The organism is Arthrobacter sp. UYEF21 (assembly GCF_040546085.1).
Taxonomy (GTDB): domain Bacteria; phylum Actinomycetota; class Actinomycetes; order Actinomycetales; family Micrococcaceae; genus Arthrobacter.
On the sequence record NZ_JBEPNF010000003.1, the window covers coordinates 1 to 21,109 of the forward strand.

Annotated in this window: 30 protein-coding genes and 5 pseudogenes; 19 read left to right on the forward strand and 16 right to left on the reverse strand. The window is 65.0% G+C overall.

Annotated elements, in window-relative coordinates; genetic code table 11:
- Window positions 1-99 precede the first annotated feature (99 nt).
- From ABIB27_RS04730 to ABIB27_RS04740, 3 genes and pseudogenes are all read right to left on the reverse strand, one after another.
- Window positions 100-318, reverse strand: a complete 219-nt coding sequence (locus tag ABIB27_RS04730; RefSeq protein WP_354215963.1) for a helix-turn-helix domain-containing protein — start codon at window positions 316-318, stop codon at window positions 100-102.
- A 44-nt stretch (window positions 319-362) separates the two neighbouring features.
- Window positions 363-617 (reverse strand): hypothetical protein, encoded by a 255-nt coding sequence (locus tag ABIB27_RS04735; protein WP_354215964.1) that lies wholly within the window; start codon window positions 615-617, stop codon window positions 363-365.
- 383 nt (window positions 618-1,000) lie between these two features.
- Window positions 1,001-2,068: pseudogene (locus ABIB27_RS04740) on the reverse strand (IS110 family transposase).
- Window positions 2,069-2,581: 513 nt separating this feature from the next.
- Here ABIB27_RS04740 and ABIB27_RS04745 point away from each other — a divergent pair.
- The 5 genes from ABIB27_RS04745 to ABIB27_RS04765 all read left to right on the forward strand — a co-directional run bounded on the left by ABIB27_RS04745 (window position 2,582) and on the right by ABIB27_RS04765 (window position 5,794).
- Window positions 2,582-2,989 carry a hypothetical protein gene (locus tag ABIB27_RS04745; protein ID WP_354215965.1) on the forward strand — a complete coding sequence of 136 codons (408 nt, stop codon included), beginning with the start codon at window positions 2,582-2,584 and terminating at the stop codon, window positions 2,987-2,989.
- A gap of 219 nt (window positions 2,990-3,208) precedes the next feature.
- Window positions 3,209-3,964: a hypothetical protein gene (locus tag ABIB27_RS04750; RefSeq protein ID WP_354215966.1), complete on the forward strand. Its 756-nt coding sequence runs from the start codon at window positions 3,209-3,211 to the stop codon at window positions 3,962-3,964.
- A 24-nt stretch (window positions 3,965-3,988) separates the two neighbouring features.
- Window positions 3,989-4,711 carry a class F sortase gene (locus ABIB27_RS04755; protein ID WP_354215967.1) on the forward strand — a complete coding sequence of 241 codons (723 nt, stop codon included), beginning with the start codon at window positions 3,989-3,991 and terminating at the stop codon, window positions 4,709-4,711.
- Window positions 4,712-4,820: 109 nt separating this feature from the next.
- Window positions 4,821-5,285: a cupredoxin domain-containing protein gene (locus tag ABIB27_RS04760; protein ID WP_354215968.1), complete on the forward strand. Its 465-nt coding sequence runs from the start codon at window positions 4,821-4,823 to the stop codon at window positions 5,283-5,285.
- Between the two features lie 29 nt (window positions 5,286-5,314).
- Entirely contained in the window at window positions 5,315-5,794 is a 480-nt protein-coding gene (locus ABIB27_RS04765; RefSeq protein WP_354215969.1) for a hypothetical protein, read from the forward strand.
- A 289-nt stretch (window positions 5,795-6,083) separates the two neighbouring features.
- On the opposite strand, the gene ABIB27_RS04770 is transcribed toward ABIB27_RS04765, so the two are convergent.
- The 3 genes and pseudogenes from ABIB27_RS04770 to ABIB27_RS04780 form a co-directional block, all read right to left on the reverse strand.
- The gene (locus tag ABIB27_RS04770) at window positions 6,084-6,320 is read right to left on the reverse strand and encodes an MDR/zinc-dependent alcohol dehydrogenase-like family protein (RefSeq protein WP_354253587.1); all 237 of its coding nucleotides are present in this window, start codon (window positions 6,318-6,320) and stop codon (window positions 6,084-6,086) included.
- Between the two features lie 171 nt (window positions 6,321-6,491).
- Window positions 6,492-6,734 (reverse strand): MDR/zinc-dependent alcohol dehydrogenase-like family protein, encoded by a 243-nt coding sequence (locus tag ABIB27_RS04775; protein WP_354215971.1) that lies wholly within the window; start codon window positions 6,732-6,734, stop codon window positions 6,492-6,494.
- Window positions 6,731-7,065, reverse strand: a pseudogene (locus tag ABIB27_RS04780) (alcohol dehydrogenase catalytic domain-containing protein). The gene ABIB27_RS04775 and the pseudogene ABIB27_RS04780 overlap by 4 nt, the downstream one beginning before the upstream one ends.
- A 240-nt stretch (window positions 7,066-7,305) precedes the next feature.
- Between ABIB27_RS04780 and ABIB27_RS04785 the strand changes: the two are divergent.
- Window positions 7,306-7,410: pseudogene (locus tag ABIB27_RS04785) on the forward strand (YnfA family protein); the annotation flags it as partial.
- On the opposite strand, the gene ABIB27_RS04790 reads toward ABIB27_RS04785, so the two are convergent.
- The 3 genes from ABIB27_RS04790 to ABIB27_RS04800 all read right to left on the reverse strand — a co-directional run bounded on the left by ABIB27_RS04790 (window position 7,379) and on the right by ABIB27_RS04800 (window position 10,346).
- Complete coding sequence (locus ABIB27_RS04790) at window positions 7,379-8,131, reverse strand: YkvA family protein (protein WP_354215972.1); 753 nt, start codon at window positions 8,129-8,131, stop codon at window positions 7,379-7,381. The pseudogene ABIB27_RS04785 and the gene ABIB27_RS04790 sit on opposite strands and share 32 nt — an antisense overlap.
- Window positions 8,132-8,202: 71 nt before the next feature.
- A complete protein-coding gene (locus ABIB27_RS04795) occupies window positions 8,203-8,376 on the reverse strand; it encodes a hypothetical protein (protein ID WP_354253588.1) in 174 nt (57 codons plus the stop codon).
- 467 nt (window positions 8,377-8,843) lie between these two features.
- Complete coding sequence (locus ABIB27_RS04800; RefSeq protein WP_354215974.1) at window positions 8,844-10,346, reverse strand: esterase/lipase family protein; 1,503 nt, start codon at window positions 10,344-10,346, stop codon at window positions 8,844-8,846.
- Between the two features lie 357 nt (window positions 10,347-10,703).
- Here ABIB27_RS04800 and ABIB27_RS04805 point away from each other — a divergent pair, with 357 nt between their 5' ends.
- From ABIB27_RS04805 to ABIB27_RS04815, 3 genes are read left to right on the forward strand one after another with little or no spacing between them, the layout of a single operon-like run.
- Window positions 10,704-11,837, forward strand: coding sequence for an alkaline phosphatase family protein (locus tag ABIB27_RS04805; RefSeq protein WP_354215975.1), 1,134 nt, complete (start codon window positions 10,704-10,706; stop codon window positions 11,835-11,837).
- A gap of 31 nt (window positions 11,838-11,868) precedes the next feature.
- Window positions 11,869-13,461, forward strand: coding sequence for a S53 family peptidase (locus tag ABIB27_RS04810; RefSeq protein WP_354215976.1), 1,593 nt, complete (start codon window positions 11,869-11,871; stop codon window positions 13,459-13,461).
- 49 nt (window positions 13,462-13,510) lie between these two features.
- Window positions 13,511-13,714: a hypothetical protein gene (locus ABIB27_RS04815; protein ID WP_354253589.1), complete on the forward strand. Its 204-nt coding sequence runs from the start codon at window positions 13,511-13,513 to the stop codon at window positions 13,712-13,714.
- Between the two features lie 46 nt (window positions 13,715-13,760).
- On the opposite strand, the gene ABIB27_RS04820 is transcribed toward ABIB27_RS04815, so the two are convergent.
- On the reverse strand, window positions 13,761-13,898 hold the full coding sequence (locus tag ABIB27_RS04820; protein WP_354215977.1) for a hypothetical protein: 138 nt from the start codon (window positions 13,896-13,898) through the stop codon (window positions 13,761-13,763).
- Between ABIB27_RS04820 and ABIB27_RS04825 the strand changes: the two genes are divergently transcribed.
- Together ABIB27_RS04825 and ABIB27_RS04830 are read left to right on the forward strand one after the other, a co-directional pair.
- Window positions 13,833-13,994: a hypothetical protein gene (locus tag ABIB27_RS04825; RefSeq protein WP_354216103.1), complete on the forward strand. Its 162-nt coding sequence runs from the start codon at window positions 13,833-13,835 to the stop codon at window positions 13,992-13,994. The two genes, ABIB27_RS04820 and ABIB27_RS04825, sit on opposite strands and share 66 nt — an antisense overlap.
- Before the next feature lie 333 nt (window positions 13,995-14,327).
- Window positions 14,328-14,633 (forward strand): transposase, encoded by a 306-nt coding sequence (locus tag ABIB27_RS04830; RefSeq protein WP_502909116.1) that lies wholly within the window; start codon window positions 14,328-14,330, stop codon window positions 14,631-14,633.
- Window positions 14,634-14,850: 217 nt separating this feature from the next.
- Here ABIB27_RS04830 and ABIB27_RS04835 read toward each other — a convergent pair whose 3' ends face one another.
- Window positions 14,851-15,441, reverse strand: coding sequence for a dihydrofolate reductase family protein (locus ABIB27_RS04835; RefSeq protein ID WP_354215979.1), 591 nt, complete (start codon window positions 15,439-15,441; stop codon window positions 14,851-14,853).
- Between the two features lie 12 nt (window positions 15,442-15,453).
- Window positions 15,454-15,828 (reverse strand): hypothetical protein, encoded by a 375-nt coding sequence (locus ABIB27_RS04840; protein WP_354215980.1) that lies wholly within the window; start codon window positions 15,826-15,828, stop codon window positions 15,454-15,456.
- Between the two features lie 110 nt (window positions 15,829-15,938).
- Here ABIB27_RS04840 and ABIB27_RS04845 point away from each other — a divergent pair, with 110 nt between their 5' ends.
- Together ABIB27_RS04845 and ABIB27_RS04850 are read left to right on the forward strand one after the other, a co-directional pair.
- Window positions 15,939-16,265: a hypothetical protein gene (locus ABIB27_RS04845; RefSeq protein ID WP_354215981.1), complete on the forward strand. Its 327-nt coding sequence runs from the start codon at window positions 15,939-15,941 to the stop codon at window positions 16,263-16,265.
- A 48-nt stretch (window positions 16,266-16,313) separates the two neighbouring features.
- Window positions 16,314-16,502, forward strand: a complete 189-nt coding sequence (locus ABIB27_RS04850; protein ID WP_354215982.1) for a hypothetical protein — start codon at window positions 16,314-16,316, stop codon at window positions 16,500-16,502.
- Between the two features lie 40 nt (window positions 16,503-16,542).
- On the opposite strand, the gene ABIB27_RS04855 is transcribed toward ABIB27_RS04850, so the two are convergent.
- Window positions 16,543-16,743 (reverse strand): hypothetical protein, encoded by a 201-nt coding sequence (locus ABIB27_RS04855; protein WP_354216108.1) that lies wholly within the window; start codon window positions 16,741-16,743, stop codon window positions 16,543-16,545.
- On the opposite strand from ABIB27_RS04855, the gene ABIB27_RS04860 reads away from it, so the two are divergent.
- Window positions 16,657-16,893, forward strand: coding sequence for a PadR family transcriptional regulator (locus ABIB27_RS04860; RefSeq protein WP_354216104.1), 237 nt, complete (start codon window positions 16,657-16,659; stop codon window positions 16,891-16,893). The two genes, ABIB27_RS04855 and ABIB27_RS04860, sit on opposite strands and share 87 nt — an antisense overlap.
- A complete protein-coding gene (locus tag ABIB27_RS04865) occupies window positions 16,890-17,282 on the forward strand; it encodes a hypothetical protein (RefSeq protein WP_354215983.1) in 393 nt (130 codons plus the stop codon). Before ABIB27_RS04860 ends, ABIB27_RS04865 begins: the two co-directional genes overlap by 4 nt.
- On the opposite strand, the gene ABIB27_RS04870 is transcribed toward ABIB27_RS04865, so the two are convergent.
- Both ABIB27_RS04870 and ABIB27_RS04875 read right to left on the reverse strand, forming a co-directional pair.
- Window positions 17,243-17,449 carry a hypothetical protein gene (locus ABIB27_RS04870; protein ID WP_354215984.1) on the reverse strand — a complete coding sequence of 69 codons (207 nt, stop codon included), beginning with the start codon at window positions 17,447-17,449 and terminating at the stop codon, window positions 17,243-17,245. The two genes, ABIB27_RS04865 and ABIB27_RS04870, sit on opposite strands and share 40 nt — an antisense overlap.
- Before the next feature lie 95 nt (window positions 17,450-17,544).
- Window positions 17,545-18,063 carry a DUF4386 domain-containing protein gene (locus ABIB27_RS04875; protein ID WP_354216105.1) on the reverse strand — a complete coding sequence of 173 codons (519 nt, stop codon included), beginning with the start codon at window positions 18,061-18,063 and terminating at the stop codon, window positions 17,545-17,547.
- Here ABIB27_RS04875 and ABIB27_RS04880 point away from each other — a divergent pair.
- The 3 genes and pseudogenes from ABIB27_RS04880 to ABIB27_RS04890 all read left to right on the forward strand — a co-directional run.
- Window positions 18,062-18,289 carry a hypothetical protein gene (locus ABIB27_RS04880; protein WP_354215985.1) on the forward strand — a complete coding sequence of 76 codons (228 nt, stop codon included), beginning with the start codon at window positions 18,062-18,064 and terminating at the stop codon, window positions 18,287-18,289. The genes ABIB27_RS04875 and ABIB27_RS04880 overlap by 2 nt on opposite strands.
- Window positions 18,290-18,314: 25 nt before the next feature.
- Window positions 18,315-19,095, forward strand: a pseudogene (locus ABIB27_RS04885) (rhodanese-like domain-containing protein); the annotation flags it as partial.
- A 28-nt stretch (window positions 19,096-19,123) separates the two neighbouring features.
- Window positions 19,124-19,321: pseudogene (locus ABIB27_RS04890) on the forward strand (hypothetical protein); the annotation flags it as partial.
- Here the strand turns inward: ABIB27_RS04890 and ABIB27_RS19390 are convergent.
- The gene (locus tag ABIB27_RS19390; RefSeq protein ID WP_502909117.1) at window positions 19,295-19,528 is read right to left on the reverse strand and encodes a hypothetical protein; all 234 of its coding nucleotides are present in this window, start codon (window positions 19,526-19,528) and stop codon (window positions 19,295-19,297) included. The pseudogene ABIB27_RS04890 and the gene ABIB27_RS19390 overlap by 27 nt on opposite strands.
- Before the next feature lie 270 nt (window positions 19,529-19,798).
- On the opposite strand from ABIB27_RS19390, the gene ABIB27_RS04900 reads away from it, so the two are divergent.
- Entirely contained in the window at window positions 19,799-21,085 is a 1,287-nt protein-coding gene (locus ABIB27_RS04900; protein ID WP_354253590.1) for a GmrSD restriction endonuclease domain-containing protein, read from the forward strand.
- Window positions 21,086-21,109: the final 24 nt, after the last annotated feature.

Here is a 21,109-nt window from a genome sequence, read left to right on the forward strand (position 1 = left end):
AAGGCCGGCCCCTTTCCAAGACAAGGAAACCGGCCTCGGGCCGTTACGGCTCAAACCTGAGGAACCCTCAAACAATTACCGACCCACGCACCTAGAGGTCTATGTTTTCGGAGGTGTAGTTCCTGGGGTACGGGAGGTGCCGGCCTTCTTGATGTACTCTTCGACGGCTTTTTCAGGAATGCGGTAGGAGTTGCCGAAGCGCATAGAGGTCAGGGTGCGGGCCTGGGCCAGTCGATATACGGTCATCTTGGACACACGCAGAATCGAGGCCACCTCGGCGATGGTCAGATACTGGGTTGGGACGTTTGCAGTGGACATGTCATTCTGACTCTCGCGGGTTCGGATCTGGTTTGGGCTCGTTGCTAGTCTGGGCGCCTTAGTTGCCGATAGTCGTAGAAGACGATGTGGTCTGCGGTCTGCAGCCCTACGAATGTGCGGTTTTTGGAGGCCACGACTCCTTCATTGCGGCCGTTGAAGGGATCGTCGCCGATGACTACGTCGCCGATTTTGTAGGGGACAGGCGCCGTGCATGCGCGGGCCAGGGTTTGGTGGACGAACGTGGACAACCGCCGGACTCGCCCGCTGGATGCCGGTGCGCTGGCCTGAATTTCCCCCATTGGAATTCTCCTTCTGATATGGGTGCCGGCCCGGTGGCAGGGGGAGGTGGGATCCCTGCGCATGCTAACACCATATAAGCTAGAGTAATTGCAAGTCACAGGCGTAACAATAGGTAACACGCGCCTCATGGGTCACTATTCGGTAAAGGCTAGAGCGGTTGCTTGGCTTCTGGGCAGCTTGTTACGAGTATGGCGACCGGTGTGTGGCGGCAAGGACGGCGAGGTCGTGAATGAGCTACTGCGCCTCCCGTTCACGCCCCTTGGAAGGTTCTGCCCGAGGTGTGGTGCGTTTGTTCCTCCTCTTTTGTCCTTCTGACATGAAAATTGCGGTGACGTTGTCCCTCTGACTGGATGATCTGAGGGGTCAACATCGTGAGGCTGGGTTATCCGGTCTGTTCCAGGGGCTCGAAGGTGACTTGGTAGCCCAGGGATTCGAGCTGTCTGATGGCGCGGGTCTTGGTTTTGGCTGGTGCCTGCCGGGTGAAGTAGTCGGCTCCAGGGTCTTTGTAGAGTTCGCCGGTAGTGAGCATGTGCCAGGCGGCCGTGAGCATGGCGGGTTCGATCGCGACGAGTGCTTTGGACGGCCCGCGCCGGGCGGTGAGGCGGGAGTATTTCGCGGTGAAGTAGGTGTTTTTCGACCGTGCTGCCGAGAGCGCGGCGATATCGAGCGCTCCTTTGAGGTAGCGGTTGCCGGGGCGTTTTTTGGTGGATTTAACCCGTGCGGCGGATTCGTTGGATCCCGGATCCCGGGGACGTGCCGGCCCAGGACGCCAGGTGTCCGGCGGTGGGGAACACGGTCATGTCGGCGCCGGTTTCGGCGATGAAGATCTCCGCGATGGTGGTGCTGAATCCCGGGATGCTGATCAGGAGTTCCGGGGCGAGACGAAAGGGCTCCATCGCCGCCTCGATCCTGGCGCTCAGGTCCTTGATATCGGCGGTGTGGGCGTCGACCCGGTGCAGGTAGAGTTCCGCCATGTAGCGGTGATGGCTGCTGAACCGGCCAGTGAGCGCCTCGGTGAGCTCAGGGATCTTTGACCGCATCCTGGCCCGGGTCAGGTCCCGCAGTTCACGGATCGGGGGCGGGGGCACGAACGAGGCTCGGACCAGCCCGTGGGCGCCCAGATCCGCGAGCCAGGCAGCGTCGGAGACATCGGTTTTACGGCCCGGGACGTTTCTGGCATCACGGGCGTTGACCAGGATGACGTTCAATCCCTCGCCCTCGAGCAGGCAGTAGAAGGGACGCCAGTAATCACTGGTCGCTTCCATCACCACCAGACTCACCCGCTCCGTCAGCGGGTGTTCCTTCAGGTCCAAGGTCTGTCCGGTCATCGCACCCCACGTGGTGACCGTCGACGCGGTTGCCCTGGCCCCCGCCCCTGCACACGGATACAGACCTTCGCGTCCTTCTTCGCAATATCAATACCCGCGCACCGCGGGTGGATCACTTCCATCTCGGATCACACTTCCCAGTCGTCCTGCAGGAATCAAGGTGCATGCGTTCCGGGGAAGGCGGATAAAACAACAAATCTGACATTCGTGCTCAAGGCAACAATCCACGGTCCCGCGGACAACAAAGCTGTCCCCTCCACCACCAAACTAACCCACAGGCTCACCGGCACCATAGACGAATCGGGGTCGACCGAAACACACACATCAAGTGTGTCCCCAGACCGACTGTCCGCACCAGAGATCCCGGGAACAGACGTGACGCGGACAAATTTTCCGTCCTCACGGCGGAGCGAAGCGCCCCTCAGAAACTAACCCGGAATGAGCCCAGAAATGATGGCCGCGACCAAAATTGCTCTTCGTCCCCGACGAGGGGCTCTCTGGCGCTGGGATTCCCGCTCTGACCCGCCCGGGCCTATGGCGCTCCCGCCGCGGCTGGCGGTGGTTCCCTGGCAACGCCGCCAGCTTCTGATGTTTCGGGCCTGCCGGCAGATGGTTCGCCCTCGGCGTCGGCGCGGATGGTCTGCGGGGAGGAAACTCGGTCCAACATCGTCCGGATCCTGTCCCTGCCTCATCCGCCCCGGACCACCGACGCCTGGGTGGACAGCCTCTACACCTGCACGTATGCGCTCCCGGCCGGGTCGCTCGTGCTCTCGGTGAAGGAGACACCGGACCCTGCCGGCGCACGCGACCACTGTGACGCACTGCAGCGCAGAACCGCCTCAGCCCAGCCGATCGAGGGCATGGCGAATCTGGGTTTCCCCGCTTTCCAGACACCGGCCGGGGCCGTGGTTTTCGTCAAGGACAACTTCGTCCTCACCGTCGACGCGACGGCCCTGCCGGCGAGCCTTGGCCCGCATGGCGTTACCCCCAGCGCTTTCGCCTATGAGGTGGCCACCACCATCCTGGCCTGCTGGTCCGAATAGCCGCTCCATACCGTGAAGGAACCGGCCCTGTTGGCCGCCGATATGAATAACCTGACAACTCATCCGGCGTCTATCCTCCGCCTTCCCGGGCGTCGGCGTTTCGTGAAAGGTGTTTCCGAAACCTCCCCATCCGTGACGTAGACCACAACGAACCGTTAGTGTCAGCCCTATGGATGTGCCCATCAGGGGAACGTTCATTGTCATCGGAGGAAACCCGTCATGAAGAAATCCGCTTTCCTGATCGCCCCGGCCCTGGCCCTAGGCGCCCTTACACTTGCCGCTGGGGCCGCTTCGGCGCACGACGCGGACACCACCACGTACCAGGCGAACCTTGCCGCGATCAACGGCAGCAACGCCTCGGGTACGTTCATGATTGCCCTCCACGGTGATCAGGCCACTGTCACCGAAAAAGTCTCCGGGCTTGCTGCCACTTTCAGCGGCAATCCCTACCCGCACGTCCAGCACATCCACATCGGCGCGAAAGGCACCTGCCCGGACATGTCCGCGGACACCAACAATGACGGCGTGATCAGCACCACCGAAGGTGCCCCGTCCTACGGCGGGATCGGCACCACGCTGTCCACGAGCGGCGACACCAGCCCTGCTGCCGGCACCGACCTGAAGGTCGCCGGGATGGGTGCCTCCTACACGTACAACCGGACTTTCACGCTGGACGCGAAAACCGCTGACTCGCTCAAGGCCGGTACCGCCGTTGTCGTGGTGCACGGTCTGGACCCGGCAACCTTGTCAGAGGCAGCGCAGAAGGCTCCGAGCGATTTGGTTCCCTCGCTGCCGCTGGCCGCTACCTCGCCTGCTCTCTGTGGCCCGGTAAAGGCCATGCCTGCCGGAGCGCCGGGCACCGGCATCACCACCCCGGCTCCTGCCGGACCTGACCTGGGTCTCCTGGCCGCCGGCGGCGGCCTCCTCCTGGCAGCCGGCGGAGCCTACGCGGCCCGCCGCAAGATGGCCGCATAGGGTCTGAGAAGACGCGGGAACCTGGTGGAATCTGAGAACAGCAGCCGCCGCGGACGCCTCATCGCGTCCGCGGCGGCCGCCCTGCTCCTCGCCGGCGGGATCACCACCATCGGCCTCGGACTCCACGCCGAACCCCCCACACCAGGGACAAACGACACAACGTCCGCCGCCGCCCCGGCCACCCCCGCGGCTGACCCGGCAAAGGTTCGGGCCCCGGCCCCGGCACCTGTCAATTCCACACCGCCGTCCCAGGTTCTTCTTCCCGCACCGGGCGCGGCGCTGACCGCCTCCCTACCGGTCAGCGTTGAGGTGCCCTCCATCGGCGTCAGCTCAACCCTGCTGCAACTGGGCAAGCAGGCCAACGGCGAAGTCGAGATCCCGCCCGGTGAACCCGGCTCCCCAGCGGGCTGGTATAAAGACTCGCCCACCCCGGGCCAGAGCGGCTCCGCCATCATCCTCGGCCACGTCAACGCCATCAACACCCCTGTAGGGCTCTTCTACCGTCTCCACGAACTCACCCCGGGCCAGAGCATCACCGTCACCCGCGCCGACCACACCGCCGCGGTCTTCACCGTCGATAAAGTCGATGTCTACCACAAAGCGACCTTCCCGACCGTGGAGGTATACCAGAACGCGGACCGGCCCGAGGTCCGCCTGATCACCTGCGGCGGCTACGACCCGGCCACCAGGGAATACCTGGACAACACCGTCGTCTACGCCCACATGACCTCCAGCCACCCCGCCTAACAAACCCCAGAGCTGGCCCCCAAAACGCCAAGGCAGGACGGGCAGCCGGGATCTCCAGCACTCCCCCGCCAGCTCCCATAACCCGTCAGCTCTGTGAAAAGGGAACACCATGAAGACGACCCGCACCCCGCAACCCCTCGTTCTTGCCCTGATCTGTGCAGCGACCCTTCTGGGTGCCAGCGCCTGCGGGACCACCGGTACCGGGACAGCCACACCATCAGCCACAGCAACACAGCCGGCCGCCACAACGGCCAGCCCCACCACAACCATGGACCCCAGCACGGGAGCCTCCCCGACTGGGTCCTCAATGGGATCCACGGGCACCGCAGCCGAAACGACCATCCACATCAAATCCTTCGCCTACACCGGCCCCGACAGCGTCCCGGGCGGCGCGACGGTGACCGTGATGAACATGGACACCGTGGCACACACCCTCACCGCCGACGACGGCTCCTTTGACGCCGTCGTCAAACCCGGCACCAGCGCCACATTCACCGCCCCGGCCAAACCAGGCACCTACACATACCACTGCACCTACCACTCCAACATGCACGGGACCCTGAACGTCAAATGACCACGGCCGAAAGCTCCAGTCAGGACCCCATGGAACCATCAGAGCCGACCAGGCACCATGGCCACTCAGCCGCGGCCGTGGTGCTACGGGTCCTGGCAGCAGCCGCCCTGGCCGTGGACGCCGTCGTCCACGCCCGGCTCGCCCCGGGCTACCAGTCCGCAGCCCCCGACGGTCTCGGAGAAGGCAACCTCTTCCTCGCCGAAGCCGCGGCCGCCGCACTGGTGGGGCTCTACGTCCTGATCCGCGGCAGCCGCCCCGCCTGGGTCCTGGCCCTGCTCACCGGCGGAGGCGGCCTGGCCGTCCTGCTCCTCTACCGCTACATCGACATCCCCGCCATCGGGCCCTTCCCCGCCATGTACGAACCCGTCTGGTTCTACGACAAAACCCTCACCGCCCTAGCCCAAGCCGCCGCGGTCCTCCTCGCCGCCGCCGCCCTGACAATCCACCGGCGAACGCGGATCGCTCCAATTCACACCACATCTGCCCGCACCGCCCGGGACGACCCGTGACGCCGGAAGCCCACCGGCTTACGGCCGCTGGCCCCGGGCCCAGCGTCGTGGTCCCCAGCGTTTGATCCGGCTGAAGCTGGCCCCTACGGACCGCTGTCAGTCATGAAAAACGGGGAGAATACACCTCGTATTCTCCCCGTCTAGTGAAGACGGTTCGGCAAACGTGGACGAATCAGCCTAGGAAGCCAACCATCGGTGTCTGACGGACACGCCCGAGAACGCTGCAGGCACCAGTTACCGAGGGCACCGGGCGCCACCGGAAGATTGATGCGCTGAATTCCCATGCGTGTCAGGGAAAAATCACTGCCCGGCAACGGAGTTGTCCGGTGTGCAGTTTTAGGTACGGTTTCGGGGCCTCGTCGAGGGAGAAGACTTCGGTTTCCACTCGGACAGGGCCAGAGCGAGCGAGCTCCAGGACCTCGAACAGCTCCGAACGGTAGCCCCAGTAGGGCGCGCGAATGGAGGACTCCCAAGGTTTGTCAAGCATGCCCACCAGGAGGCTGCCCGAGCCAACACCGACGAGCACTTGGTCTCCGCCCACTCGGATCATGCATTTCCCAGCTCCAGGGTCGGTTGTACTCCCACGAAGTCGAACACAGCGTGTACGCCGAGACCCTTGGTTAGTTCCTGGACCTTGTCCACCGCGCGCTGGCGTCAGAGATGAACGCGTGGTGAGCGCCCACGTCTTTTGCCAAGGTCAATTTTTCCTGGAGATGTCCAACGCCACGACGAGGGATGGGGTTACGGCGCGCAGTATTTGGATGGCCACGTGGCCCAGGCCGCCAGCTCCGATGACGACGGCGAGGGAGCCCGGCACGAGCTTATCGATGGACGCCTTGATTGCGTGGTAGGGCGTACGACCGGCGTCGGTTGAGGAGACGATTTGCACCGGGTCGAGGCCGTTCAGGGAAACTAGGTGTCGAGGGTTGTCAATGATCATGTACTCGGCCATGGACCCGGGGAAGCCCAGCCCCGGAGGAGTGATGCCGAGCTTGCAGCGTTTTCGCAGTAGTTCTCGTGCCCTTGGGAGCAGGGGTAGCACTGCCCGCAGCCCCAAGGGCCGTAGACGACGACGGAGTCACCGACTTGAAAACCGAGCGCACCTTCGCCAAGGTTGTCAACAACCCCGCACCTTCGTGACCCAACGTCATTGGCAGGGGGTAACTGGCCCGGTAGGCAGCGTCCGGCAAACCCATGATGAATTCGTCCGAATGGCAGACACCGGCCGCCGTGACCCTAAGCCGAATTTGTCCTGGCCCGGGCTCAGGTATCGACTTCGACGACTCCTAGAGGTGCGCCGATAACATTGTATTGGAGGGCCTTCATCGGCAACTCCTGAATCGATTCCCGCCATGCTGGCGCGGCCCATTTAAGGACCGATGCGGGCAATGGTTCCTTCCGCCCCCGCCCCTTGCGATGTGTTGGCGGTGCCACGGGCAGAAAGGGCACCCCCGCCGGGTTGTGGAAGGAAGTGCCCCTGCCCTAGCCGTTGGTGACCTGCGGCACGCCGAGTGCTCGATGGGTTCCGCCCTGATCGCTGGGACGTTATCGGCTCCCTGATTTGTGTTGCGGGGGTGGCGGTGATCATGTTCGCTCCCCGTGGGCCCGTTTCCTAGGATTCCGCCTGGGGGCCGACTGCATCGGCGGGCACAGTGTGTCGGCCAGTCGTTGGATCAGGGTGAGGCCGGCGGGTCTGCCGGGCCAGTGTTGTTCCAATGGTCCGTTGCCGGTTTTCCGGATGACGGAGCGCAGGACGAGGGCGGTGATGATGGCGTCATCGGCGTACCCGATGACGGGCAGGAAATCCGGCACCAGGTCGATGGGCGAGGCGAGGTAGATCAGCAGCAGCACGAGCCGGACGCGGATCCCGCGCGGCAGCGTCCGGTCGGCGGTGAGCCGGCGCAGCAGGGTGAGTAGGTCAGGCAGCAGCCGCAGGGCCTCTTTCATGCCCACGGTCTCCGGGTTTCTGCGGGCGTAGAGGGCCAGAAGGACCAGCAGCACGGCGTCGATCAACACGATACCGCCGGCGACGGCGATCAGTGCGTCCCACCAGTTCACGCCGCGGCCGCTTCGCTGGTGTGGGTGAGGTGGTGGTGTGCTTCCCGTGCGGAGTAGTAGATGATCACGGCCCCGGCGGGCGTGTCGGCCCACCACCACCCGAATAGGGCATTTAGGGCCACGCCGGCCAGCCAGGGCCAGCATGACAAGGAACGTCAGGGCCGTCCAGATGATCCCCAACAGTGATACTGCGGGCTGCCCGCCGGTGGCAGAAATGAGGATGAGCTGGATGATCAGGTACGCGACCAGGACGGCGAAGCCGGCCCCGATCAGACGCATCGCCCGGGCCTCCTGGCCCGCATGGACTACCTTGAGCTGCCACACCAGAACACGGGAGGCGAAGATCTCAATCAGTGAGTCCAGGCCGAAGCCGGCCAGGGCAGGGAGCCCGCCTGGACCGCAGCGGCGGCCAGGACCGCGAGGCCGATGACGTTCCAGCCGAGGGTCGCGTATTCGAGGCGCAGCACGCGGCGCTGCAGCATGCCGGTGCCGGTGTTGGTGGCCGTGGGGTCGGCGCTGGTCATGGCGGGTATCCGTTTCGTCAGTGGGGGGAACTGTTCCTGGTCGCGGTGAGTGGCCGGTTCGAGCTGGAAGGTGGAGTGTTCGACGGAAACGTCAGTGCTCCGCCACGCATTTTTGCACGTCCGCGAGGATCGGGGCCGCGTGCCCGTCCGTGAGGCACGTCTTCGAGGGTAACGTGCCCGGTGATCATGGGAGTGCCGGAGCCGATGAGGCTGACATGAAGGTCATGGAAATCAATCATGTGCGGCAGAGCCAGGTTGTAATCCCGGACGGACGTCAGGTCGGTGCGGGACCCTAACGGGCGGCACCCAGCCTAGGACCCAGGAATGGTCCTATGTCTGTGGGCATGGGAGTGTCGGATATGCCAGGGGCAGCACCTCGGAGCAGAACGTGGATCTGAATCATGCGGCGTTGAATGCCGCGGGCTGCCACCGGGTCTTCACCGACCCGCCGAACGCCGTCGGCGGTTCTAGTCCCATTGGCTGACGTCGAGTTCCAGTCGGGTGTCGGTGCCGAGCAGGGTCCGGCCTACGTCGGTGACCGGGATGCTGACATGCCAGTGGCTGTCGCTGGTGTTTTCGGGTCCCCAGTCGAGCCGGTTTGTCAGTTCTGCCTGATCGGCGATCCGTCCGGATAGGGTGCTGTTCCATTGCCAGGTAACGGTTCCCCCGGCACCCTCAGCGTCGAGCACGACATCCACGACCAGGGTGTCTTCCCAGTCGCCGATCTGCTCGAGGTGGTCGTCGAAACCCAGGATGCCGCCGGATTCTTTGAGGGAGAGGACCTTCAGGTCCAGTGCGTACCGGCAGACGGGCTGTTCCCGGGGTTGCAGGAAGATCGTTACCAGCGGCACCGGAGACAACGGTGTGGCGAGTTCTTTCGCTTCGGCGTTGAGATCTACGGGACAGTAGTGATCTGCTGTCTGTTCATGGATTAACACCGGGACCCCGCGCAAGGCCAGACGGACTTCCGCCTGCCAGATGCGGTCTGCCTGGTTTCCGAAGTCCAGCCCGTGCAGACCGATGTCCACACGTAGGGCGCCGAGAAGAAACCGGCTGAGGTTCTGGTAAGCCTCTTCGGAGTTGACCAGCCCGTAACGGCCGGAATGGGAGCGGTGAACGTAGGCGCGCGCGGACCCGTAGACGTAAGCGTTGCGGATGGCGACAAGACCATCGCTTTGGACGCCCATCAGCGCTGAGGACAATCCCCGCGCCACGGCGTAATCTCCTGCGTTGGTGCCCACAATGCTCAGCACACGGGCGGGCTTGAACGGACCGGTCATGCGCCGCGGGTCCCATCGACCCGTCCGGGGATCAGTCTCACCGGCAGGGTCATGACCGGGCGGCAGCATGTATTCCTGCATGTGATCGGGGGTGAAGACAGCAGAACCCATGGGCCCGAACGTGTTCATGATCCAGCCGCCGACCGGACCTCCCAGCTGCGGATCGATACCCCCATGAGGAGTGCCGATGGTGCACAACTTCGATACGGTTCCGACGGGATCTTCCAGTTCGCGCTGCAAGGCAGTTCTGCAGATCAGGCCACCCATCGAATGCGCAACCAGGTAGACCAGGGGCTCGCCCTGTGTTTTCGAGCGCACCAAGGCAATGAAATCTGCCAAGCCTGTCGCGGCCTGCCCGATATCGTACGGTTGTGGGTCGGCGCAGAAGGTCCCGGAATCGGCATCATAGAACCTGTATATCCAGATTGAATCCGGGGCGAGTTCACCCGGAGCGGCGTCGAGCAGGACTTGCTGCTGGCTGCCGGCCGTGGCCAGATTGTAGTTGTGTTCCTTCATTAGCCGCAGGAGCGGTCCCTCAAACTGATAGAACCGGGGCTGGCCTGCGGCGCCGACCCGGATGTGGGTCGATCCTTCATTGAAGCCGTAAAACGGATCGTCGACGGCGTCATTGATAGCATTCTGACCACCGGCGAACCCCCGGACATAGACAATTGGAAGTCGCTCACTCATTAGTAGCTCCCGTCCCGCATCATCGCTCATTTTGGCATTGCCGACTGACCCGCACAAGGGACCGCGTTGACTCAGAGAAGATGCGCGTAGGTATTGAAGAACCATCAGAGGAGTTTCGTCGCGTAGGCCACTGGCGGGGCATTCTGCAGCGGCCGGAACTGGAGGCCCTTAATTTTTTCTTTGCGTCCGGGGCGTGAGAGTTGGGTGCCGGGTAAGGTTCTGCTGCTCGGGACCACTCGGACGTGAACACTTTCTAAAAAGGCGGCCACCGTCAGGGCGCAAGGGGCAGCTTTCGGCATAGTGTCGTTTGTGACCGATCAAGCGCCCGGGTGACCCGGACGAGGAAACGGGGATGTCATGGCGAACAGCAGGGTCAGCCGCGTTGTGGTGATGGTCCAGGAAAACCACACCACCGACAATTACTTCCGGGGTCTGGCGCCGTACGGTGCCAACGTCGCGCCGGACTGGCCTATTCAGGTCAACCCGCCAGCGTCGGATCAGCCCCACGACCGGCACGCCTACTACCGCTGGCTCACCGGGCTGCACAAGGCCACCGGCACCCAGTTCGACACCATGAACATACTGCCGTTCTACGCCTACCTGGCCTTGACCGGGGCGTTCCTGGAGAACCATTGCAGTGGCTTCGGCACCAACTCTACCCCGAACCATCTGCTGATCGTCGGCGGCCAGTCACCGACGCTGCGCAACCCGTCCCGAACCCTGCCGCCGCCGTTGTGGGACATGCCCTCGGTCCCGGGCCTGGCAGCCGACGCGGGAATCGGCTGGGCCTGCTACACCGGCAACAGCAACTACCCAGTCGGGTTCTACCAGCAGCTCAACGGCACCAAGAATTTGATTCCCAATTCGCACTTCGTCGCGGATGCCGCCGCCGGGAAACTGCCGCCGCTGACCTACCTGTGGCACAACTCGCCCGAAGACGAACACCCAACCGCCGACGTTACGATCGGGATGAACAAGATCTGGGAATCCGTGGACGCTGTCGTCAGGTCCGGCGGCTGGGACGAGACGGTGTTCCTGCTCACCTGGGACGACTGGGGCGGGTGGGACGACCACGTGGCCACTCCTAATGTCGAACACACCCCGGACGGGGTGCAACTCGCCTACGGTCCGCGGGTCCCGCTGATCATGTTCGGCGGCCCGGTCAAGCGGGGCATCGACAGCCGCTGGTCCAACCACGCCGGCATCCCGAAGACCGTGATGCAGCTGCTCGGGCTGCCCAGGCTGGGTGTGGATCGCGTCGACAACGACCCCGGGTTGGCCGACCTGATTGATCCGGCCCTGCACAACCCTGCACCGCCTGCCTACGGGTCGAAAGTCACCCTCCCTGCTCAGCCGCAGCAGGCTCCCAAACCTAAGCCGTTGCCGGCACCTCCCGCACCGGCATCAACTCCGGTGGCACCGGTGGTGATGCGCGGCGGGGGCACGCTTCCGCCGCCGAACGACGTTCCCCTGGCAACAAAGAAGCCCTGAACGATGACCGTCCTACGAATGGAGCACTGTCATGTCTGACCAGAACACCACCCCGAACTCCGCCGAGCGGAGTGTCCCGCTCGCGGGCTCGGAACGCCCTGCGGCGGCGAGAATCCAGGCCACGCACGGGCCCGTCAATCCTTCCCGCAGGATTGAGGTGACCGTGATCCTGCGCCGGCAGGAACCGCTGACGGAGATGCCCGCCGGACCGATGTCCAGCGACGAGCTCGGAGCACGGCACGGAGCCTCCAACGGGGACGTGCATCTTGCCACCGAGACGTTTACCCGGCTCGGAGCGGAAATCCTCGAAGCGGACCCGGCCTCCCGCCGGTTGCGGCTGGCCGGAACCGTCGAAGAGCTGAGCCGGATCTTCGGCACCAGCCTGGAAGAAGTGACCAGCAGCGGTCCCCACGGCCACGACATCACCCACCGGCACCGGACCGGAGGCCTGCAGATCCCGGCAGAGCTGGAAGGAATCGTCACGGCCGTCCTGGGGCTGGATGACCGCCCCCAGGCCCGCGCGCAATTCCAGGCGATCCCGCTCGCCGCAACGGGTACCAGCTACACCCCGCCGGAACTGGCCAGGATCTACAACTTCCCGGCCGGCGCAGACGGCAGCGGCCAGGTCGTTGCCATCATCGAGCTGGGTGGCGGCTTCGGCCAGGCAGACCTGGACGCGTACTTCGGAGGTCTGGGGATCCCCGGACCGAAGGTGACGGCGGTAAGCGTGGACGGCGCCGTCAACCAGCCCGGACAGGACCCGACCGGGGCGGATGGGGAAGTGCTGCTCGACGTCGAAGTGGTCGGCGCCCTGGCACCGAAGGCGGACATCCTGGTCTACTTCGCCCCGAACACCGACGCAGGCTTCCTCGACGCGATTATCAACGCCTCCCACGCGACCCCGGCACCTGCCTCCATCAGCATCAGCTGGGGCCAGAACGAGGACGCCTGGACCGCTCAGGCACGGACTGCGTTCGACCAGGCCCTGGCCGACGCCACGGCACTGGGCGTGACCGTCACGGCAGCGGCCGGCGACAACGGCAGCGCTGACGGGGCCACGGACGGCAAAGACCACGCGGATTTTCCGGCCTCCAGCCCGCACGTACTGGCGTGCGGCGGCACCCGTCTCGATGCCGACCCGGCCACCGGAATAATCAGGTCCGAAACCGTCTGGAACGATGGACCGCACTCAGCCACAGGTGGCGGCTACAGCGACACGTTCCCCGCCCCGGCCTGGCAGAGCGGCCTGCCCGCCCACGCCAGACACCACAAACCTGCTCCGAAGCCCACACCAGGGGGTCATGGCCGCGGCGTTCCGGACGTCAGCGCCGTCGCCGACCCCCAGACCGGTTACAAAGTCAGAGTTGACGGCAAGGACATGGTCATCGGCGGCACGAGCGCCGTCGCACCCCTCTGGGCAGCACTGATCGCCCTGTTCGCCCAGACGACCGGGCGGCGCTTCGGCCAAATCCAGCCCCTGCTATACACCCGGAGCGCCGGGTTCCGCGACGTCACCACCGGAAACAACGGCACCTACCAGGCCTCGGCCGGTTGGGATCCCTGCACCGGGCTCGGCAGCCCCGACGGGACGGCACTGCTCGCGGCGATCAAATCGGGCCTATAGTCGCGGCCGGCGGCAGCAAGCAGGCAGTCCGGGTCAGGACGCGCCGGAAATGACCCGGCTTCACCTGGACCAGAATGGGCAACGCCAGCTGGACGGGGGCGGCGCAGACTGGTTCCTCGAGCAGCTCGTTGATCGACGTCTGCCCTTCCAGTTCCCGGACGCGTCCCTTTCCATGCTTGAACGAACCCTGGACACGACCGAGCGGCGGCGGGATCCCTGGACACGCGGCGCGGCAGGAAAGCGGGGGAGGTAGTTCCTGGCTGTCGGATCCGGGTACCACGAAATCGCAGCCTACCTGACTAGCTTCGGGCCCCGTCACCGCCGTTGGCGTCGAGGGCACCGGATCCTACGGTGCCGAGCTGACTCGGGTTCTGGCCGGCCACGGTTTCACCGTCCGGGAAGTGAACCGGGCCAACCGGGCCGAGCGCCAATTGCATGGCAAATCAGATCCGTTGGATGCGTACCAGGCTGCCGAATCCGTGCTGGCCGACCGGGGCACCTCCACGCCCAACAGCCGTGACGGGTTGGTTTAGGCTCTGCGCGTCATCCGCACCGCCCGCACCAGCGCTGTCAAGGCCCGCACCGCCTTGCTGACCAGATAAAGCGGGGCCCTGACCTCAGCCCCGGAGCAGCTCAGAGCCAAGTAGCGCGGCATGGCCAGTGAAGCACGGGTGAAGGCCGTGGCCATCAGCCGGCCCGCCGGGGACCCTGCGGATCCGGCGGTGGCGACCCTTTTAAGGTGAAAGCGGCCGGGCGCCCGGCACCGGTTCCTGAGTGAGGAGATCGCCGAGATTGATGCCGAGCTGTCAGTCATCGTTTCCACCCACGCCCCAGAGCTCTTGGATGTCAACGGGGTCGGCGCCGTCGTGGCATCCCAGCTGCTGGTGACGTTCGGGGACAACCCCGAACGGATGGCCAGCGAGGCCTCCTTTGCTGCCTTGGCCGGGGTCGCCCCCATTCCCGCGTCCTCCGGCAGAACCAGCCGCCACCGACTCTCCCGCGGCGGGGACAGGGAAGCTAACTCCTCGCTCTACCGCGTCGTTTTGGTGCGCATGTCCAAGGACAAACGATCCCGCGATTACGTGGCCGAACGCACCGAAGAAGGCAAAACAAAAAGGAAATCATCCTCTGCCGTAAACGCTACGTCTCCCGGGAAATCTATTGGGTCATGAGCAACCCACGGCCGGCACCACTGATTCTGCGGATCCTTCCAGCCAGGAGGAATGGAATCGCACGTCAGGACCGATGAGGTGGCCACCACAAAATCTTATGCGAAGGACTGGTGACTTCCCGCCGGCGCTGGCGCGCACGAATGCCTGCAGCGGACAATTAGACCACCTTGCAGTGACTGAGGCAGGCCCTCAGGCCACGTAGCCGAGCTTCAGTATTTCAGCGGATGACCCGGTAGCTCACGTGCGTGACGTAGCGGGTGCCACGCACTTCGGTCGGCTCCAGCGCGAGGTTGGCGACGCCGTCGAGCGGCCTTTCGCCCGCTCCCAGCAGGACGGGCGCGGTGTGGAGCCGCAGCTCGTCGATCAGCCCCGCCGAAAGGTACTGCTGGACCGTCTGCGCTCCGCCGGCGATGGCCACGTCCTTGCCGCCGGCGGCCTCCCGGGCCTGGGCCAGCGCGGATTCGATGCCATCGGTCACGAAGTTGAACGTGGTGCCGCCCTGCATCTCCAGCGGCCTGCGTGCCTGATGGGTGAGCACGAAGACGGGTGCGTGATAGGGCGGCTCCCCACCCCACCATCCCCGCCAGTCCTCGGCCCACGCCCCGGGACCGGCGAACATGTTCCGCCCCATGATGTAGGCGCCGGACGTCAGGATGCCTTCCAGCTCGGCTGCGTTGTTTTCGGCGTCTTCGAACATCCACCGGTGCAGGCGCCCGCCGTTCTCGCCCAAGGGGTCCGTCATGGTTTGGTTCGGACCGGCGACGAATCCGTCGAGGGAGATGGTGAGATCACAGGTGACTCTGCTCATGCGCCCATCCTGTCACGCCTCGTACGGTTTCGGGATTGGCTGGCCGTACTTGCCGGCGAGTAGGCGTTCGACGCGGGGTTTGACCTCGGTGGCGAGCAGGGTCAGGGATTCCAGGAAGTGTTCCTGGGGCAGGCCGCCGCTGTCCATCTGGAGGAAGTGGCGCATGTGTCCCATGTGGCCGTGCAGGTCCGCGATGCGTCCGGCGATTTCCTCGGGGTCACCGACGTAGTAGGCGCCGGGGAACTCGGTCTGTGCCAGGAACTGGCGCTTATCGGGTGCGCGCCAGCCGCGGAGCTCGCCCCATTTCGATGTTGAGGTTGTCCCAGCAGGGGTAGAACCGCTCCACCGCTTCCTTTTTGGAGGGGGGACCAGGCCGAGGGCCGCCACGGAGACCTTGATTGTCCTCGACGGTGTGTCCGGCTTTCGCGGCGGAGGCCCGGTAGAGCTCTGCCAGCGGTGCGAACCTGGCGGGTGCCCCGCCGATGATGCCGTAGGAAATGGGCAGGCCGAGCTCCGGGCGCGAACCGAGGACGCTGCGCTCCCGCCGGTTGCCATCCAGAGGGGCAGCCGTTGACCGGCCGGAGCACGACGGCGGGATCGTGGAGTGCGGGCCTGACGGTCCCGGACCAGGTCACGTTTTTGGTCTCGCTGTTGTTGAGGAAAATGCCGCCGAAGTGGCGCGCCTGCTCCGGGCACCGCCGTCGGATCCCGGCATGCCGTCTGAAGCAGAGCCCACCGAGGGAGCGGACCGGCCGATGAGCCCGGGCGGCGGCCTGAACGGCCGCTTCGTCTACCGGCTTGTCACCACTGCGACGAGTCCCTGAGAACGAATCAGTCCCCAAGAATCAGCAGCGCCAGCGGCGGCTCTGGCCGTGTCATACGATTCGCGGCACCCGCGCCTCACATATTGTCGTGTGGTGGGCAGGGAACAGAGCAGCGAACTGGAGGGGCAGACCTCCATCAACGAGCTGCTCGACGAGCCCATCGGCGACTCCCACATCCAACTGGCTCTGCCGTTCCATGTCCAGCTGCGGCCCGGAGAATTCCGCCGCGTGTCCTGACGCTGAGCCGCTTGTGCACCTACCTAGTTAGTGACACTATCTAGTTGTGGATGATGTCGAGCTTGACCAGGAGCTGACCCGGGCTGCGCTTCAGCAGGCAGTGCTCGGGGTGCTCAGCCAAGGCGAAAACCATGGCTACGCCATCGCCGAGGTCCTGCGGCATCACGGTTTCGTCCGCATTAAGGGCGGAACGCTGTATCCCCTCCTCAAGCGGCTGGAAGACCAGGGCTTCCTTCAGCACGCGTGGCAGCATGACCAGGCAGGTCCGGGCCGGAAACTGTTCACACTCACCGGGCAGGGGCGCGACGAACTGGAGCGTTCGGCAGCGGCCTGGCACCGGATGAGCCAGGCACTCACCGACATCCGAACGAACCGACAGGAACAACCATGAGCTACGAGCGAAACCTGACCTTCAAGCTCAGGGTGCGTGGGTTGTCCGAAGCTGAGATCGCCGAAGTCCTGAACGAGGTGCGGGCGCACGAGGCCACCGCCGGGACTAATGTCGAAACTGAATTTGGCGCCGCCGAGGAGTACGCGAAGCAGTTTCCCAGGACGAAGAGGCGGACGCGGGGCAGGACCATCACCATGGTGGGACTGGTGTTGGCGATCGCCTATGTCCTCCTTGTAGTGGTGCTGATGCTGTTCTTCAGGATCGACCTCCGCGAAGTGGTGGGCCCGCTGACGCTCCTGCCGGCGGTGGCCGTGATCCTGGCCGGTGTTCTGGCCGGGTTTCTGACCGACTACTTCCAGCCCGCAAAGCGCTCCCGCGCCGCCCAATAGCTTGAACTGCTGCTGACCTGCTGGACGGAGAGGCGGTGGTGGTTGGTCCGGGTGAGATCGTTTGCGGTGGCGGCGAGTTTCCGTAGTTCCTGATCGTGGGCCTTGAAAGCGTCGCGAAGCACGCCGAACTCAGCGATGGTGATCACCGCGAAAGAAACCAGATACACCGGCCCCAGCCCGCGGCTTCCCCGGTGCGCACGCAAGCCAGCGGCCGCCGTCGTAAATTACGACGGCGGCGCACGGCTTCCCGTCGCGGGTCGCCTCAGGCGTGGCGTGCTTCGGGGGTGGCGAGCCTGCGGCCTTTGATCAGCAGCCAGAAGTTGCAGCTGGTTTCGCCGACGATGGCGAACAGGCCGTACATCGGGGTGAATGCATCCACGAAGGCGACACCGAAAGCGTCGATGATGTACCCGGCGCCGGAGGTGGCCAGGAGGACTCCGAAGACCGTGGGGACGAAGGTGGAGCGGAGCTCCAGGTACCCGATCAGGATGAGGCAGAGGCCGAACAGTCCAAGGCTGATCAGCCAGAGGGTGCGGAACGATTCGATGGCGTGCAGGGCCTGGTCCGGATCGTCCAGCAGGGTGTAGGCGTACACCAGATGGCCGGTGGCTACTGCGAAGAGCCCGGCGAAGGTGATTCGCGGCCAGGCCGCGGCCGCCGAGATCCGCCGGTTGACGTTCTTGAAGAGGGCGTACCAGGCGCCTGCAACCACCACGTCGAGCAGAATGACCAGGAAGATGCAGGCGACGCCGGCGAGATAGACCGCCCCCGACTGCGAGATGTCCTGGGCTGTCCTTGGCGGCCTCTCCGGGGGTGATGAGTGGCACGACGCCGCCGAAGTAGCCGGCTGTCATCAGGACCACCATGACCAGCAGGCCCAGCCCGGACACGTAGTTGCGCCGCCGCACCTGGATGAAGTCCAGGACCAGGCAGGCCACCATGGCGGACCCGAAGACCAGGGGAAGTACCAGAAGCAGGGGACCGTCCAGGGGGTTGTTCGAGGATAGGCGGTTCGAGCTAGGGAGAGGAAAAGCTTTCTCCGGCGACCTCGGCCGCCCGGACCTGCTGGATGAGGCAGCCGGCGGAGTGGACACGCGGTTCGGGGGCGCAAAGCAGCTCTTCGCCAGCTTGCGGGACAAGTTTCTTACCCTGCCGGACTACGTCCAGGTCCACCCCGCCCACGGCGCCGGCAGTGCCTGCGGCAAGGCACTGGGCGCGATCCCTTCCTCCACCGTGGGCTACGAACGCCTCTACGCCTGGTGGGGCCCGTACCTTGCCACGAACGACGAGCAGGGATTCATTGATGAACTCCTCGACGGCCAGCCGGATGCGCACGCGTACTTCGGCCGCATGAAGCGCGAAAATCGCAAAGGTCCGGCCGTGATGGGCGAACGTGCCCCGCTGCCGGAGTTGGACACCGCGGACGTCGCCGGGACCTGGCCCAGGACGCCGTCACCTTCATCGACACGCGTTCCAACAGCGAAGTCCACCAGGGCACGGTGGTCCGGTCACTGAACCTCCCGGCCGGCAGGTCCGTCGCCAGTTACTGCGCTTGGGTGGTCAACCCGGAGACGGACAAGAACCCGCTGGTGCTCCTGGCCCCGGACCAGGAAGCTGCGCAGGACACGTGGGACCACCTGGTCCGTGTGGGCATCGACAACGTCGCAGGCTACGTCACCGGCATCGACGGTCTGCCACCTTCACCCCCAAGCTGATCCAGCCCGAGGAACTCGACGGTTTCGACGCCGCCATGGTCCTGGATGTCCGCAACAGGACCGAGCACGGCGCCGGGCAGGACCTCCTCCTGCCCGGGCACCTTCATGTCCCCACCACGGGCTAACCGGCTCTGGCGCGACGGCGGGTTCGCCGTCGGCGCCTTGCTCTCGAGGCTTCTCGCCGGCCTGTACGGGATCCCGGCGGCCATCACCGCCGTCGCCGTCCTCACCGCCGTTTCCGGAGCAGTCGTTGCGGTGCGGATGAGGGGCGGCGACGATCTCCAAAGGGATGGTGCCTCAGACTCCGCTCCATACGGAAGCTGAGCCGGAATGGCCGGTCACCACTGATTCGTAGAGCAGGAAAATTCCTGCGAGCATACCCATGAACAACGTGATTGGTACAAGCCACCGGCCGCCCAAGCTACCGCCGAGGTTCGCACTGACCGAGCCGATGATCGACAGGGCGATCACCACGGCCACGAAAGTGAGCGGAATCCGCACCTCGGCGGGCGGAAGGAGTACCGCCAACATTCACAGATCAAGATCGGCTCAAGACTCAATCAAGGTTGTCCGAGGTTCGTCGCGGTTTCGGATTTCCCGGCTCTGCGGGTAATAGGCTCGGCATTTACGTGAAGTTTCAAGGAAAGGGTTGGGCTAAACGCCGGGCCCTTGTATTGGGGAAGAATGTCGAACTATCAGACCCTTTTCGGGTCAGCACCATCTGCCCCTGCGCCCGGGCCAAAACTGCCCCGCAGGCCACGCGCTTCCACATTCGTCGTCGGAGGCCTTACAACACTCTTCATGATTATTGGCGCCTTCAATGTTGGGTTCGGGGGCGCGCTCGTTTTCCTGGCCATCTCGGCAGCCATCACCGGCCTGTACGTTCTGGCGACCGGACGCCGATCCTGGGCGTGGCTCCCGGCGAAGCGGAAAGCAGGGGCCATCGCCCTCGCCGTCGCTTTTGGTCTCTTCACCGCCGGTGCCGCCGCGTTGCCGCGGACCAGCGCGGAGGACCTTCAGGCAGCCTCCTCGGACTGGAATGCCTCGCCAGCAACCGCCACAGCGAGCGCCTCCTCCAAGGTCCAGCCGACGCCGTCGTCCGCTGAACCCGCCCAGGTGACGGGCGCGCCGCTCGATCCGGAGACCACTTACGTCCTGGCGAACGGCCTCAGCGCAACGGCTCCGAAGACGCAGCCTGCCTTTGCTACCAAGGCAATCGATCTGCTGGCTACCCTCCCCATCAAGGGCAGGGCGCCCAAGACGGGATATGACCGCGCGCTTTTCGGACAGGCCTGGGCAGACGTCGACCGTAACGGCTGCGACACCCGGAATGACATTCTCAAGCGCGACCTGACGGGCACCATCTACGCGAACAGTGTCCCCTGCAAGGTGCAGTCCGGAACCCTGGCGGACCCGTACACCGGCACAACCATCAGTTTCCTACGGGGGAGTGCAACGAGTAGCGCTGTCCAGATCGACCATGTGGTTGCCCTCAGCGATGCCTGGCAGAAAGGTGCGCAGCAGCTGACCGCGGAACAGCGGACGGCGTTCGCCAACGATCCGCTGAACCTGCAGGCGACGGACGGTCCCACGAACATGAAAAAGGGCGACGGCGACGCAGCCACCTGGCTGCCGCCGAACAAGGGCTTCCGGTGCGAGTATGTGGCCCGGCAGATCTCCGTGAAGGCAACGTACAGTCTCTGGGTCACCCAGGCGGAGCACGACGCGATGGCCAGGATCCTGGCCGACTGTACCGGGCAGCTCGCGCCGACGGACCGGCCGGCTCCTGCTCCTGTTGCGGCTGAGCCAGTGCCCGCTCCCGTTGTCCCGGCACCTGCCGCCCAGGCTCCCGCGCCGGTGGCTCCGGCCCCTGCTCCGGCAGCACCTGTGGCTCCGGCCCCTGCTCCGGCAGCACCTGTGGCTCCGGCAGCGGTGGCACCTGCTCCCGTTCCCGCGGCTCCTGTGGCCGCTTACTACGCCAACTGCGCCGCGGCGAAGGCCGCCGGTGCCGCACCAATCTTCGCAGGACAGGCCGGCTACCGTGCTGGTCTGGACCGCGATTCCGATGGCGTTGCCTGCGAAAGCTAGGCGACGTCCCATCACTCCACTGTT

Coding starts and splice junctions, on each gene's coding strand:
- ABIB27_RS19390 (WP_502909117.1), bottom strand. CDS start 19,528: ATGTTGGCGGTACTCCTTCCGCCCGCCGAGGTGCGGATTCCGCTCACT.
- ABIB27_RS04845 (WP_354215981.1), top strand. CDS start 15,939: ATGGGCAGGCCGAGCTCCGGGCGCGAACCGAGGACGCTGCGCTCCCGC.
- ABIB27_RS04865 (WP_354215983.1), top strand. CDS start 16,890: ATGAGCTACGAGCGAAACCTGACCTTCAAGCTCAGGGTGCGTGGGTTG.
- ABIB27_RS04760 (WP_354215968.1), top strand. CDS start 4,821: ATGAAGACGACCCGCACCCCGCAACCCCTCGTTCTTGCCCTGATCTGT.
- ABIB27_RS04810 (WP_354215976.1), top strand. CDS start 11,869: ATGTCTGACCAGAACACCACCCCGAACTCCGCCGAGCGGAGTGTCCCG.
- ABIB27_RS04800 (WP_354215974.1), bottom strand. CDS start 10,346: ATGAGTGAGCGACTTCCAATTGTCTATGTCCGGGGGTTCGCCGGTGGT.
- ABIB27_RS04820 (WP_354215977.1), bottom strand. CDS start 13,898: ATGCAATTGGCGCTCGGCCCGGTTGGCCCGGTTCACTTCCCGGACGGT.
- ABIB27_RS04795 (WP_354253588.1), bottom strand. CDS start 8,376: ATGACCAGCGCCGACCCCACGGCCACCAACACCGGCACCGGCATGCTG.
- ABIB27_RS04735 (WP_354215964.1), bottom strand. CDS start 617: ATGGGGGAAATTCAGGCCAGCGCACCGGCATCCAGCGGGCGAGTCCGG.
- ABIB27_RS04900 (WP_354253590.1), top strand. CDS start 19,799: ATGATTATTGGCGCCTTCAATGTTGGGTTCGGGGGCGCGCTCGTTTTC.
- ABIB27_RS04835 (WP_354215979.1), bottom strand. CDS start 15,441: ATGAGCAGAGTCACCTGTGATCTCACCATCTCCCTCGACGGATTCGTC.
- ABIB27_RS04805 (WP_354215975.1), top strand. CDS start 10,704: ATGGCGAACAGCAGGGTCAGCCGCGTTGTGGTGATGGTCCAGGAAAAC.
- ABIB27_RS04880 (WP_354215985.1), top strand. CDS start 18,062: ATGTCCTGGGCTGTCCTTGGCGGCCTCTCCGGGGGTGATGAGTGGCAC.
- ABIB27_RS04775 (WP_354215971.1), bottom strand. CDS start 6,734: ATGATCATTGACAACCCTCGACACCTAGTTTCCCTGAACGGCCTCGAC.
- ABIB27_RS04745 (WP_354215965.1), top strand. CDS start 2,582: ATGGTCTGCGGGGAGGAAACTCGGTCCAACATCGTCCGGATCCTGTCC.
- ABIB27_RS04730 (WP_354215963.1), bottom strand. CDS start 318: ATGTCCACTGCAAACGTCCCAACCCAGTATCTGACCATCGCCGAGGTG.
- ABIB27_RS04815 (WP_354253589.1), top strand. CDS start 13,511: ATGACCCGGCTTCACCTGGACCAGAATGGGCAACGCCAGCTGGACGGG.
- ABIB27_RS04790 (WP_354215972.1), bottom strand. CDS start 8,131: ATGCGTCTGATCGGGGCCGGCTTCGCCGTCCTGGTCGCGTACCTGATC.
- ABIB27_RS04765 (WP_354215969.1), top strand. CDS start 5,315: ATGGAACCATCAGAGCCGACCAGGCACCATGGCCACTCAGCCGCGGCC.
- ABIB27_RS04750 (WP_354215966.1), top strand. CDS start 3,209: ATGAAGAAATCCGCTTTCCTGATCGCCCCGGCCCTGGCCCTAGGCGCC.